This is a genomic window from Pontibacter anaerobius (genome assembly GCF_026241195.1).
GTDB classification, from domain to species: Bacteria; Bacteroidota; Bacteroidia; order Cytophagales; family Hymenobacteraceae; genus Pontibacter; species Pontibacter anaerobius.
On sequence record NZ_JAPFQO010000011.1, the window covers coordinates 42,596 to 55,854 of the forward strand.

Consider the following 13,259-nt stretch of genomic DNA (forward strand, 5'->3'; position numbering starts at 1 on the left):
CTCTGCCTCCGTTTTACCGCTTCACGGATTCAGGTTATTTTAGCAAGAACCAACAAGAAAGAATCATGAGCTTGAAAGGAAGCATGACCACCTGTAGCGGCCTGGAATGGAACGATATGCTGGGGCTGTTGCATCATCTGAAGCGGGACCAGAAACTGAAGGAGTATCTAGTAATCGCCACAGGCTGTTACCTTGGCCTAAGGGCAAAGGATTTGCTCTCGCTCAAATGGGAGGATCTGCTTGACAAGGAGAGTCTGACCATCACGGAGAGTAAGACCCAAAAGAAGCGCCATCTCACCATCAACCAAAACCTGACAGAGATCTTACTCTACGTAAAGAGTAGGCTTGAGGAAATAGGTCGCTTCAACAGGGAGGATTACCTATTTAGAAACAGGAGAGGAGGGAGGTACACGATCCAGCACTTGAATGGCCTGCTGAAAGATACTTTCAGCCATTACCGCGTGAAAGTGCAGAACAGCAGCTCACACACGTTGCGCAAGACGTTCGGGAAACGCGTGTGGGAGATGGATGGCAAGTCGGAGCGAAGCCTTATCTACCTGTCCGAAATCTTCTCCCACTCCAGTATCGCTATAACCAAGCGCTACATCGGCATCGTGCAGCAAGACATCCAGAACATTTACCTGAATCTTTAACATAAGTTATGGATAAGAGGCTTGACAGAATCAGGTGGACTCCTGCTGATATGGGCATAAAGCCGGTGCAAAGTGGTAAAGTCAATCTCTTTGAACTAGGGGATAATGTGCTGAAAGAGTTCTTAAGAATCAACTCGAATGAGCTCGATTTACTTTTAAAGCAAGTGACAGAGGCTGACATTGCGCTCTTATCCAAGGCTAATTTCTCGTTTAATGAGCTTCGGCAGGTGATAGCTTTGCGTAACACCTACCTAGCGATGCGCCCTATAGGATAGGAGTCAGCTTTTGATGGTCATGAATTTATTTACCTCTATGGCGCACCAAACGTAAAGAGCTTCCTTTTTTAGCACCCACACAAGAACATTGGTTAAAAATGGGAGTATTGAGCTGATTCAACAGCTTAGTACGGGGTATGCGCACGGGCCCGCAGGCATTGTATCTTTTTTACTTTGATATACTACAAAGCAGCCCTTTTAAGAGTCTTCACAGGGCTGTGCGTACACTTCAACCTGACTGCACCACCAGCACAATAGCTGTGCAGAAAAATGCAAAAAGAGGCAAAAAATGACCTTAAAATGATTTAAAATGAAGCCGAAAGGCATCAGCGGAACCCATAACGCAGCTCTAATTACAACCTAAACTGCATTTGGCTACAGCAGGCAATCGTTTTAGTGTAAAATTAAAAAAGATAGTATCTGCACTTATGAGTTTATTTTCGAACGACTCACTCCGTCTTAGTTGAGACTGACATGATAAGCTTCCCTTCTTCTAGTTTTACTGTTACCGTATCCCCGCTTTTGAACCCCGCCTCCTGGAGCCATCTTCCGCCGAATCTAATTTGGGGGTAGACCACTCTTCCATAAGCGCGTGTGAAATATTTGGGCGTAATTTTAAGCTTCTTGGCAACTGTTACAGATGCCTTCTTTGTTTTCTCCAACATAATATTTTGTTTTGTAAAAATATAACAAAAACAAGATATTAGAAACTTAATTCCACAAAAATAAAGAATTTGTGATTGTGCCTGATGTGAGTGTTGTCTCCTGCTCAAGTGCTCGCAAGAGGTGATGAATCCATCATAATCCAGGTTTGTGAATCTACAAAAAGCAGAAAACCAAGTTGAAGGTTAGTTCCTTCTTCTTGGCTTTCACGGCATGGCAGTCAATTAAAACAGCTTGGTGCTTTTAGGTGGTTCTTCTTTTTTGGGGATACCCGCTTCATATGCTTTCTTAGCTTCCCAATAAGAGGGGAAAGACTTGTAGATAGCTCCTGAATAACCCTTTACTTGGGCCTCACAATCAAACCAGTTATCGTATATACCTGGAGTGCGGCCTATCCAGACCACATAATAAAAGTTCTTCTTTTTACTCATGGCTGATAAGCTTTGTAACTTTTTGTAGCCGATTAAATCTGTTATCACCTTGACTAACAAATAAGTTGATTCTAAAAAGATGATAGACAGAAAGATTATCTAAATCACTACTTTTCTTAATAGCATTATTAACATCAAGAAGGCAATTGTTTAATTTGCCCATTTTAAGATAAATATTAGCTCTAAAAAATAGTATATGACTATTACTTAACCCTAAGGTCATTGCTCTATTTATATCTTTCAATGCTTTCTCTAGATCACATCCTGCCATATGAATTGCAGCTCTTACACAATAGGCCCATGAATAATCATTATTTATCTTTAGCGCTTTATTTACTTCAACTAATGCTCTCTTTCGTATATTGTACCAGTCCCAACCCCACAAATCAATTACTCTGTCCGTTAATAGGTTAAAGGAGTAAAGAGCATCATATGCTGGCGTACCATAGCGTGGTTCTTGTAATTTTTGTTTCCAAAATGAACCTAGAAAAATAGTGTTGTGCCCATCATCTAAATAGCCATCAAAAATAAATTCTGGATGCAAGACCGCGTCTACTTTAGGTTCTATAGAAGAACCTAGGTTTAAGCACCAACTAAAAATTTTAATGGGATTGTGTTGAAAATAGTCCATATCATTTTTATCAAATGACATGTAATCATTTAGTGTTTGAATGATAGAAAAATACTCTTTGTTTTTTCTTCTAATTCTTTTTATTGCACGTTTAGCTTTATCAAGTTTGAGCAGTTTTATGTCTATTATGCACTCAGTTATATGAGCTAATACATTATCTAGACCTAATGCAAGTGCTTTCATAATATATGCCTCTGCATCATACTCTCTCCTCTCAATTAGCAGAGCAATAGCCTTAACCATCAATGCAAAGGGGTAATTATGAATTTCATTGCCTAACTTATCTAATTCATGGTGCACTTTAGGCAAGGCTAGACTATTAAACTCATACTTATATTCTCTATTTAAATATTCTGTTTCTAAACACTTGAATAAAGAGCTGATACCCATAATATATAAATCGTCGCTTCTTTCATATGAACCAACATAAGCTTTGCAACCTTCAAAAGCTTCATACATGAGCTTTATTCTTTCGCATTCAGATAAATGGTATAGCTTAGAACTAAAGCGTGGATGTTTCATATTGATGTTTTTAATAATTCAGAGGTTTCTTTTACCTTAAGATCTAATTCATTTACTGCAGTTGAAATCTCAGTGTAACTATCAGTTTGGGATAGAGCTTTCAGTTGGTCTTTTAAACGCTTCTTAACGCTTGAATTAGGAATGTATCCTAATTGTACACCCTGTGTTATTAGAGATTCAACCGTAGCTTCACCACCCAACTCTTTTATTCCACGTGACATTAACATTGCTTTAAAACCTTGTAAAGTTGATACTGAAGGCTGGGTAGGCTTAACTATTCGGTATTTATGGATACTATAGTAGTTTTCAGACCAAGCATCTACCAATTTATGGTAAATCTTTCTGCATAAAAGTTTATGTACTTTCACCTCATCGAGCTTAAGTTGCTTCTCTAGATTGCGTTTAAATCGGACTTCAATTCTTAACAAATTATTGTATTTTGGATTTTCAGATATTCTAGTACTTTTACTAGCTTTCATCTGAGCATCTTTATCATAGATCAATAATTCTTTTTGGGTGCCTTTATAAAACAATCCATTAGGCTGTTCTAACCTAGCAAGTTTTCCGCAGATACCTAAATGCTTGAAGTAGTATGAAGGGTTGTGATTCATCTCCATATTTTCAGCAATATCAATTCTAGTAGCGGTAAACTGAGAAATATCCAGATGCATTTCATCAGCCAACTTCTCGAAAGCGAGTTGAGTCTGAACTGGAGTAAGGGTTTTAACATTTGTGTCTAAGAAATACCTTGATAGGCTACCTTGAATACTTATGCTTGTAGGTGAAACTTTAACTTTTAGTGTACTTAAGTTTCCATATAAAATAACAGTATTATCAATTTGCACCCATTTAGGCTCATCTAAGAATTGTTCTAAATAAGTTTGAAGGTTAATAGAAGTAAAAGAACTTAGGTCTCTTAACCATAAGTGACATGTATCAATCATTAAAAAATACTTATAGAATTACATTTACAGTAATGAAGTTTAGCTTTATATAGCATACTAACTATGTGTTATTTTTCCTTTCTCAGTTTAGAATTCGAAGTATATGCTGAAGCAGCTTTATCTAGTTGTTTCACTGTTTTGTCGGGATGACTAAAAAGCCATCTTTCAAGTTCATCTCGTCTGAAGAATAACCTCTTGCCACTTAGGTGATGTGGAATCTGCTTTCGAGATGTTTTGTGATATAAAGCATATTTTGAAATGCCTAAGAAGTAACATGCTTCTGTTGCATTAAAATTTTGTTTCTCCTGAATAGACTGTGCATTTAATGCTATTTCGAGCCAGTTTAGTTTTTCAGGTGCTTTCTCTTCTAGTAATGGTATTCTAAATCCCATGGCTTTTAAGTTGTTGATCTATTGAAATCTTTAAGGATGTGTGCTTCTCTTTTTTATACTACCTTCTAATAAAGCACACTTAATATCACTTTCTTTTATTATTCTTTGCTTCGTTCCTACTTACATAAACTTCTGCCGCATCTTCAATGTCATCGGCTGTTTTCACTTGGTGTTTCTGAATCCACCTGTCCAGCTCTGATCTGATAAACCTTAATGAGCGTCCATGTTTGGCATAGGGGATTTGGTTGCGGGAGGTCATGTGGTACAAGGCCCACTTCGTGATACCCAAATAGGCACAAGCCTCACTGGCGTTCAGAACCTTTTTTTCTTGCACAGATAGAGAGCCTATAATAATCTCTAAAACTGCGAGCTTTTCTAAGATTTCGTTCTTCTTCATGTATTTGTTTGTTGATGCAGCAAAGGTATGGGCGACTAAAAAGTGTCTAAATGACGGCAGCGTAAACAACGCTGAATACGCTGATTTTTTTTGTGAAGCCCCTTGATTATGGATGTAAGTAGTTGATAATCATTTTTATATGCCAATAAGCATAGGCCGTAAACTTAGCGCCTCGATCTTAATCTGGTTAGGCTATGAACTATGAACAAAGAATCATGATTTTCAACGTTACTCAGTTGGTGATTTTTTGATCAATAAAAAAGGAGCCCAAGAGGGGCTCCATATCTTACCTTATTTGATCTCTTAAGGGAGTTGTTAAGGGGTAATAAAATATTGTGGCTTCTTAAGACTCCTATATTACAGTTACCTTAACTTCCTATAGAGCATTAGCCTATAAAACCACCGCTTTTGGCTTGAGCTTAAGCGTTTTGAACAGCTTCTATCATAGACTCTATAGAATCTCTATCTACAGGCGGCTCTACATATCTTTTATTAGTGATTGGGTCTCTCTTATCAATCCTTGATTTTACTAAGTACGCAAGTGGTTTTCCTTTAAAATTTACAAAAACCTTCTCTATACGAGCTGCATAGGCGTCTCTAGAAGCTTTGGCTTCTCCAAAAAGGACATCTTTTTTGACAACTAAACCCACTTCTCCGAGCCTATGCAGAAGGTAAAGCAGAGAGGCCTTGGAAGTATGCCCCCCATTTGGGGTTTCTTTTATATACCTAATGTTTAGAGGAGAGCTAAGCATTGAGCCATTGAAGGCCTTCTTAAAATCTTCAAGAAGCGTTTCTTCTCCAATGTACCCATTATCGATTAGTTCCTGATGGAAACGCGAGACTTGTTTGTCAAAGTGAGATAAGTCTAGCCAGGTAAATGAAGCAATGCCTCTCTCATTTACTGTGGAGTTTGTGAATCTAGATATATTTTCTTCAAAGATTTTAAGACCCGGGGTTATATACGCATCCTCAGAAAAGGTACTGTCTTCCAGAAATGCTTCTATTACGTCAACCACCTCTTCAGATGAGCATCCACCTAGTACTTCGTGTAGATAAGTCATCATGACATAAAGCTCTGAGCTAGGCTGTGCGTTTCTAAACGTAAGGAGTTTTGCAGCGTTATCACTGATTATTTGATTAAACCTTATATCGCGTTCAAGTAACTGCATCTTTTCCTTAGGCACGCTTTGTGATAAACGTAGGCCCTCCATTTCTAAATCCATTTGTTTAGCAGCGCAAAAAGATCCTCTGGAATGAAGTGTTGTTAAATCACTCAAACTGCTTTTCTTAAGTTGATTCCACTCATCATAATAAAACAAGGGGTTACTAATATTGGGATAATCTAAACAGCCACCGGAAAAACTAAACTGAGTGCTAGGATTCTCCTCGATCCAAAAAATAAAATATGGCAGCTTGGCCCATCTATCTTTAAGATGGGCGGCAAAAGTATATAATATAAGTCCGAATTCTGGGTGAAAAGCCGCAAAATGATCACGGTATAAGTAAGGTTCAATAAGGAGCATGCTTTCTTTTAGTTTTGCATCTAGTTTCATAATATCAGAGGAATTTGGTTAACAGCTTGCACTTTCGTTGCGTCTACGACCTTTGCATAGATTTGAGTTGTCTTTATATTCTTATGACCGAGTAACTTCGACACAGTGTATATGTCAGTGCCGTTGTTGAGCAGGAGAGTGGCATGGGTATGGCGGGCGCAGTGGAAAGTGATGTGCTTCACTACACCGGCTGCCAGCACCCATTGAGCGAGCCCGACATTAATATAGGCGCTATACTTCAACCCTCTAAAGATTTTGTCTTCCGGATCGCCCGCATTGCCTAGTAACTGCATGGCTTGGTCTGAGATAGGCAGATACTCTACCTGCTTGGTCTTTTGCTGTCTGAAGTGCAGTCGCTGATCTTGGATATCCTTCCACTTAAGTTTTTGGATGTCTGACCATCGCAGGCCAGTGAGGACACTGAAGAGGAATGCCTTTTTGAGAATGGGGTACCGGCAAGGTGTCTTGACCAGTTTCTGTACTTCCTCGGCCGTGAGATACTCGCGCTGTGTCTCCTCTGGCTTGGGTGAAGTCACGTTGAAAGCCGGGTCTGAGGAGATGAGCTTGTCCCGGAATGCTTGGTGCACGGCTGCCTTGACCTTGTTGAAGTACGTGTGGGCGCTGTTGGCGCTTACTTTCTTCTCGATATAAGTCCTGAATTCCACAAGCCACTTCTCATTTACCCTTTCAACCGGCAGCGGTTTGCCTTTCACGTACTTCTCCAAGTGGCGGAGCACGCTCAGCCACGTGTCATAGTTGATGCCCGTCTTTTTCCTTGCTGCTGTCAGCTCCTCAAAATACGTGACAAAGTCCGTCTGCTTCCTGTGCTGGGGGACATGCCCGTACTCACCCGTCTGTAGCTCCACCAGCCGTTTAGCGGCAATACTCTCCGCTAGCAGGAGCGTTTCCTTGTTTCGCTGGCGGTCACTTACCGTCTTCGGCTCAACCAGGTAAAGCTTCAGGAATTCATAATTCCGTTCTTGCCTGTAGTACACATCCAGGTACAGGCTCCTCGTGCCGTCATTCATCTTCTTTTTCCGCAGTGCTACCTTCATATTCTATCCTAGAATTTGAAATAAAAGTAACCAAACGGGCAGACACGGTAAAATAATTATCTGTGAATCAGGTATTTAACTGCCTGTGGTTGCCTTGGTTTGCCTGTAGAAGTAAGCAGGATTAAGTGTGTTCGGGTAACAAAACCTTTTGATTTAATGTCGTATTTCCAAGTATAATTGAGAGGTTTTGTTACTCGGAAGGATACTCAGGGCTTGCCTGAAAAGCACTCTCAGATAGCGCTGGCAGTATTTTTGATGGATGGGAGAGGGGCTTGTGGGATATTTTTGTTACCCAGTTGTTACTCAGACTTCGGGTAACAACTGGGTAACAAAAAGTTGGGAATCATAGGCCAATAACGGCAATTTATGGCAATAGTGCTATATTGTAAGTGATTGATTTACTTGCTTTTGTGTGCCTAGGGTTGCCTTGGCTTGCCAATCCTATTTACCGATGCAAAACTTCGTAAAGATGTTATCCAATAAATCATCCGTTGTGATCTCTCCTGTGATTTCTCCAAGGCTATACAGAGCCCTGCGAATATCAGCCGCTACCAAGTCGCCGCTCATTCCCAGGCCAATTCCATTAAGCACGTCATCTAGGGCCTCGTAGGTCTTGTTCAGGCTATTAACGTGGCGAAGGTTGGTTACGATGGTCTGGCTCTGCGTGTTGAGCTTGCCAAGGTTTACCTTAGTTACAAGCGCCTGCTTCAGGTCATCCAGGTTGGCACCCTCGGCGGCGGAGATCTGCACCAGGTTTTCTATACTTGCAAAGGCTGCCAATTTCTCTGGAGATGCCTGGTCTATTTTGTTGGCTACGGCTACTATAGGCAGCTTCTTTGGGTTTAGCCTGTCCAGTTCGGCCTGTACTTCTTCGGCGGTTACTTCCGTGATGTCGAACAGGTAGATGATCAGTGAGGACTGGCTGAGTTTCTGCATGGTGCGCTCCACGCCAATGGCCTCTACCTTGTCCGTGGTTTCGCGCAGGCCTGCTGTATCGATGAAGCGGAAGGTAATGCCCTCGATGTTGATCTCATCTTCAATAAAGTCGCGGGTAGTGCCCGGTACATCCGAAACAATGGCTTTCTCCTCGTTCAGCAGCTTGTTGAGCAAAGTAGACTTGCCTGCATTAGGCTTGCCCACGATTACGGTAGGAACACCATTCTTGATCACGTTGCCGAGCTCGAAAGACTTCAGTAGTTCACGAATTATACTTTGGATGTTAAGTATGAGCGAGCGCAGTTGGTCGCGGTCGGCAAACTCTACGTCTTCCTCGCCAAAATCTAGTTCCAACTCAATCATAGAGGCAAAATGTACCAGCTCGGCCCGCAGGCGCTTGATTTCCTGGGAGAAACCACCCCGCATCTGCTTCATGGCCACCTCGTGGGAGAGGGCAGAGTCAGAGGAAATCAGGTCGGCCACAGCCTCTGCCTGGGCCAGGTCGAATTGACCGTTCAGGAAGGCACGCTTGGTGAACTCACCGGCGTTTGCAAGGCGAGCCCCTTTTTTCAGGAGCAGCTTTACAATCTGCTGCACAATAAAGTCGGAACCGTGGCAAGAGATTTCCACCACATTCTCCTTGGTATAGGAGTGAGGGGCAACAAATAAAGACGCCAGCACCTCGTCCAGCACCTTGCCTTCATCCCGGATAGTGCCGAAGTGAATCGTATGGCTGGCCTGCTTCGTCAGGTCTTTGCCCTTGAAAACAGAGTTTGTTATAGCGATAGCCTCCGGCCCGGATAAGCGTATCACGGCGATGGCGCCTGTACCCGGTGCGGTAGCTACGGCTACAATAGTATCGGTATTGTTATGGCTGATCAAATCAAGTATAAATTATGCTTTGTGCAAATTTACGGATTAATTGTCGGAATGTGGATTATCAGGATCAGAGGGAGCCCAGAATCGCACGGTATTCAGCATTACAACGTCTTCTCGTACTCCTGGAAGTTCATCGACTTATGGTGATTTTCCCCGAAGTACCGTAAGATTCTGGCAAAGTTCTCAGCATCAAGGTAGCCCGGCACCGGGGCTAGTACGTTCATGTCCTCGTCCAGGTATACGGTGGTGGGGTAACTCATCTGCCCCTGCAGCAGTGCCACGGCCAGCTCATGCGCCCTATACTCCGGCTTATAGTTAAATGTCCGGCCTTTAAGTATAATCGGTTTTTCTCCCTCGGCATCCAGCTTAACAGCATAAAAGTGCTCGTTTACCAGTTCGGCCACCTGCGGATCGGTAAAGGTTGATTTGTCCATCTTCTTGCACCAGCCACACCAGTCAGTGTACACATCCACCACAATCTTCCGGGGCGCAGTCTTCATACGTTCGGCTGCTTGCTCTATGGTGAGCCACTGAATCTTTTCTGGTTTCTTGGTAGCGGGGGCTGGTACAGCATCCGCTTCAGGTATTGCCGCCGCACTGGCTGTAGCTTCTGTAGTTGTGTTGGCAGTGAAAGTAGGGGGTGAGCTGTTTTTACAACCTGTAACAAGGGCCAGGGCAAGCATAGGAAGAATCATTAGTTTCTTTAGCATACTTTGTTGGGTATGGTAGTATAAACTTTAAACTGTTGCCTTAACAGGAGCGGCATAGTATAAATTCCGGCTTAGTGCTGCGTGGGCTTTAGTTGCTTTCTTTTGAGCAAAATCCCTCTGGAAGGGGAGAACAAGAAAGCCAGCATAAACTCTATACCGGTTACTGTGGCAATAGCTCCGGCAATAGATCCGTCTATCCAAACAGCCAGGTAATAACCAGCTGCCGAAGCAAGTATGCCAGCCATAACCGAAAGTAGGAGCATCTTCTTGAAATTATCTGTCAGCAGGTAAGCGGTGGCAGGCGGGGCAACCAGCAACGCCACCACAAGTATGGCTCCCACAGACTCGAAAGAGGCAACAGTGGTAAGCGATACCGCGGTCATGAGGGAATAGTACCAAACGGATGTAGAAATGCCGATGGCCGCAGCATAGGCCGGATCGAAGGTGGTCAGGAAAAGCTCTTTGTAGCCCAGCACGATAAAAAGTATGATCAAAACGGTAACGATTCCTATGGTCCAGAGAGTGCGGGGGCCGAGACTTAAACCACCCTCCGTAATCCAGAGGTCGAGCGGCACGTAGGCTATTTCCCCGTAAAGAACACAATCCTGGTCCAGGTCTACCTGGCCTGCGAATACGGATATAAGTATGATGCCGATGGCAAAGAGCCAGGTGAAGGTAACGCCAATGGAAGCATCGGCCTGTACGCGGGCGTAACGGTGGAAGAACTCGATCAGAAAAGTGGTGAAGACCCCAAGTAAGCCCGCCCCGATCAGCATCGGAACTGATTCCCGCGACCCGGTAAACAGGAAAGCGATGACAATGCCGGGCAACACGGCATGTGAGATGGCATCGCCAACCATGGCCATGCGGCGCAGGATCAAGTAACAGCCCAGCAGGCTACAGCAGGTAGCAACCAACGATCCGGTAAGTATGATCCAAAAAGCGTTCACAGGCTTTGATTGTTAAAATGGTTAATCTTTTAGTTGTGGATAGCTGCCGAGTACTTGGTGAGTGAGATTTATACTCAAAACGCGCTAACTATCCTCAAGGAATCCTGGCGCTGTGCGGGTCCAGCACCGGGAAGCCCAGTTCCTCCATCAGCTTTTGCTCTAGTTCCGGGGTAATGATATGCTCAATTGTTTCGGCACCCTCATGCACGTGGTCGGAAGCCAGGTGGAGGTACTGCGTCAGGTATAACTCCCAGAGACGGTGCAATCTGACCACACGTTCACCCCGGCGCTGGCCCTGGCCCGTGAGGAGCCAACCTGCCGTTGTTTTCTCAACATATCCTTGACTACTGAGTCTTCTTAAACCAGTATTGGCTTGCTTCCGTGGAATGGCCCTTTTTTGAAGGATCTCTTGTAGTGGGTGAGGCGTATGCAGTTCTTGTTTCTGCTCTCCCAGCTGGTACAGAAGCTTTAGCAGGTTCTCCTCAAGTATAAGTATCTTGTTGCGGCGCTTACGCAACAGGCGGGAAACCCAACCTTTGTTGGGTGCAAAAGCGAAAGAAACTATGGCGATCATCGACACAATCAGCACGATCCAGGGGCCTGTAGGCATAGCGGGAGCCGTGTAGGAAACAAAGGCCCCGGCCACACCCGAAAAAGCGCCGATGATGGCCGCCAGCACCAGCATCAGTCCAAGTCTATCTGTCCAGAAGCGTGCAGCCGCAGCAGGCGTGATCAGCATGGCGGCCATCAGTACCACCCCCACCGCCTGAATGCCTACCACTACGGCAAACACTGTTAAGGTAGTGAGTAACAGCTCCAGCGCCCGCACCGGAAAGCCAATGGTTGCCGCATAGGCCTGGTCGAAGCAAAGCAAGGTAAGCTCTTTGTAAAACAAGAGGGTGGTAATGAGCAGCAGCACAGCCACCACGCCAAAGGCAATCAGGTCTTCGCCCACCAGCGAGGCTGCTTTACCGAATAAAAACTTGTCCAGGCCGCTCTGTGCGGCATTTCCGGAGTGCTGTATGGCGGTAAGTAGAAGTATACCTATGCCGAAAAACACAGACAGCACAAGGCCAATGGCAGTATCCTCTTTAATGCGGGAGCGGGAGGTGATAAAATCGATCGTAACAAGGGAGATCCAGCCGGTAATAAAGGCACCCAGCAGCAGCACAAACGGGTTTTTTGTGCCCGAAAGTATAAAAGCAAGGCACACACCCGGCAGGACGGCATGTGCCACGGCATCGCCCACCAAGGCTCTTTTACGCAGCAACGTAAAGCAGCCTACCACGGCAGAGCTACTTGCCAGCAGGACAGATCCCAGTGTAACATACCTTATGTTGGCATCTGTAAAAGAGAAGAACTCGAAAAACTCCTGCATGCTCGTGATTATCGGTTGTTAATCTTTGTCTGATAAGTGAAGTTCTTACTTTTAACTCTCTATCTGACTAACTCCTAAACTCGCTAACTTATTTAGCTCTCTCTGGACGGAAACTCCTGTTTCTTGAGCAATTCGCCTACTTTGGTAAGCACCGTTAGTTTGCCCCCGTATGTTTGCTCTAGAAGATCCTGCGTTAGCACCTGCTCTGTAGGGCCGGACGCAACCAGGCGCATATTGAGCAGTACCACCCAATCGAAATACTCGGTGGCCGACTGCAGGTCATGGTGCACCACGATGACGGTTTTGCCTTGCTCGCGCATGATGCGCAGTAGTTCTATAATGGCTGACTCTGTGGCGATATCCACCCCGGCAAAGGGTTCATCCATAAAATAAATATCAGCGTTCTGCGCCAGGGCCCTGGCTAGGAACACCCGCTGCTGCTGCCCCCCCGATAGCTGCGATATCTGGCGGTTTGCAAAACTTTGCATCCCAACTTTCTGCAGGGCATCCATGGCTGCGTCTTTGTCTGCTTTGCGTGGCCTTCTGAACAGGCCAAGCTTCCCATAGCTGCCCATCAGCACTACATCAAAAACCGAAGCAGGAAAATCCCAGTCTACCGACTCGCGTTGCGGCACATAGCTGATGCGGGTGCGCACCTCGTCTATAGGCTTGTCAAAGATCCGAACGTAGCCACTGCCCACCGGCAGCAAGTCCATCATGGCTTTGATCAATGTAGACTTGCCGGCGCCGTTCGGCCCGATCACCCCCACAAGCGCACCGGCTGGTAAAGTCAGGTCGATGCCCCACAGCACGGGTTTGCGGTCATAACTTACCGTAAGGTCGTGCACTTCTACTACCGGGTTCTCTACTTGCAGTATCATGAGTTTACC

15 protein-coding genes are annotated in these 13,259 nt (G+C 44.6%); 2 read left to right on the forward strand and 13 right to left on the reverse strand.

Features of this window, described 5'->3' with window-relative positions; genetic code table 11:
• Nucleotides 1-65 precede the first annotated feature (65 nt).
• Nucleotides 66-653, forward strand: a complete 588-nt coding sequence (locus OO017_RS15995) for a tyrosine-type recombinase/integrase (RefSeq protein ID WP_266053680.1) — start codon at nt 66-68, stop codon at nt 651-653.
• Nucleotides 654-661: 8 nt separating this feature from the next.
• Nucleotides 662-928, forward strand: coding sequence for a hypothetical protein (locus OO017_RS16000; RefSeq protein ID WP_266053681.1), 267 nt, complete (start codon nt 662-664; stop codon nt 926-928).
• Between the two features lie 449 nt (nt 929-1,377).
• On the opposite strand, the gene OO017_RS16005 is transcribed toward OO017_RS16000, so the two are convergent.
• The 13 genes from OO017_RS16005 to OO017_RS16065 all read right to left on the reverse strand — a co-directional run bounded on the left by OO017_RS16005 (nt 1,378) and on the right by OO017_RS16065 (nt 13,250).
• Nucleotides 1,378-1,593 (reverse strand): SymE family type I addiction module toxin, encoded by a 216-nt coding sequence (locus tag OO017_RS16005; protein WP_266053682.1) that lies wholly within the window; start codon nt 1,591-1,593, stop codon nt 1,378-1,380.
• A gap of 222 nt (nt 1,594-1,815) precedes the next feature.
• Nucleotides 1,816-2,022, reverse strand: a complete 207-nt coding sequence (locus OO017_RS16010; protein WP_266053683.1) for an RNase H1/viroplasmin domain-containing protein — start codon at nt 2,020-2,022, stop codon at nt 1,816-1,818.
• Entirely contained in the window at nt 2,015-3,175 is a 1,161-nt protein-coding gene (locus OO017_RS16015; protein ID WP_266053685.1) for a tetratricopeptide repeat protein, read from the reverse strand. The genes OO017_RS16010 and OO017_RS16015 overlap by 8 nt, the downstream gene beginning before the upstream one ends.
• Nucleotides 3,172-4,119, reverse strand: coding sequence for a phage/plasmid replication domain-containing protein (locus OO017_RS16020; protein ID WP_266053686.1), 948 nt, complete (start codon nt 4,117-4,119; stop codon nt 3,172-3,174). The genes OO017_RS16015 and OO017_RS16020 overlap by 4 nt, the downstream gene beginning before the upstream one ends.
• Nucleotides 4,120-4,187: 68 nt before the next feature.
• Nucleotides 4,188-4,511: a helix-turn-helix transcriptional regulator gene (locus OO017_RS16025; protein ID WP_266053687.1), complete on the reverse strand. Its 324-nt coding sequence runs from the start codon at nt 4,509-4,511 to the stop codon at nt 4,188-4,190.
• A gap of 85 nt (nt 4,512-4,596) precedes the next feature.
• Nucleotides 4,597-4,908 (reverse strand): helix-turn-helix domain-containing protein, encoded by a 312-nt coding sequence (locus OO017_RS16030; RefSeq protein ID WP_266053688.1) that lies wholly within the window; start codon nt 4,906-4,908, stop codon nt 4,597-4,599.
• Between the two features lie 419 nt (nt 4,909-5,327).
• On the reverse strand, nt 5,328-6,461 hold the full coding sequence (locus OO017_RS16035) for a hypothetical protein (protein WP_266053689.1): 1,134 nt from the start codon (nt 6,459-6,461) through the stop codon (nt 5,328-5,330).
• Complete coding sequence (locus tag OO017_RS16040; RefSeq protein ID WP_266053690.1) at nt 6,458-7,516, reverse strand: site-specific integrase; 1,059 nt, start codon at nt 7,514-7,516, stop codon at nt 6,458-6,460. Before OO017_RS16040 ends, OO017_RS16035 begins: the two co-directional genes overlap by 4 nt.
• 441 nt (nt 7,517-7,957) lie before the next feature.
• The gene (gene mnmE, locus OO017_RS16045) at nt 7,958-9,334 is read right to left on the reverse strand and encodes a tRNA uridine-5-carboxymethylaminomethyl(34) synthesis GTPase MnmE (RefSeq protein WP_266053691.1); all 1,377 of its coding nucleotides are present in this window, start codon (nt 9,332-9,334) and stop codon (nt 7,958-7,960) included.
• Between the two features lie 98 nt (nt 9,335-9,432).
• A complete protein-coding gene (locus OO017_RS16050) occupies nt 9,433-10,041 on the reverse strand; it encodes a thioredoxin family protein (protein ID WP_266053692.1) in 609 nt (202 codons plus the stop codon).
• Nucleotides 10,042-10,112: 71 nt separating this feature from the next.
• Complete coding sequence (locus OO017_RS16055) at nt 10,113-10,991, reverse strand: metal ABC transporter permease (protein ID WP_266053693.1); 879 nt, start codon at nt 10,989-10,991, stop codon at nt 10,113-10,115.
• A gap of 94 nt (nt 10,992-11,085) precedes the next feature.
• Nucleotides 11,086-12,369: a metal ABC transporter permease gene (locus tag OO017_RS16060; protein ID WP_266053695.1), complete on the reverse strand. Its 1,284-nt coding sequence runs from the start codon at nt 12,367-12,369 to the stop codon at nt 11,086-11,088.
• Nucleotides 12,370-12,461: 92 nt separating this feature from the next.
• Nucleotides 12,462-13,250, reverse strand: a complete 789-nt coding sequence (locus OO017_RS16065) for a metal ABC transporter ATP-binding protein (RefSeq protein ID WP_266053696.1) — start codon at nt 13,248-13,250, stop codon at nt 12,462-12,464.
• Between the last annotated feature and the right edge of the window lie 9 nt (nt 13,251-13,259).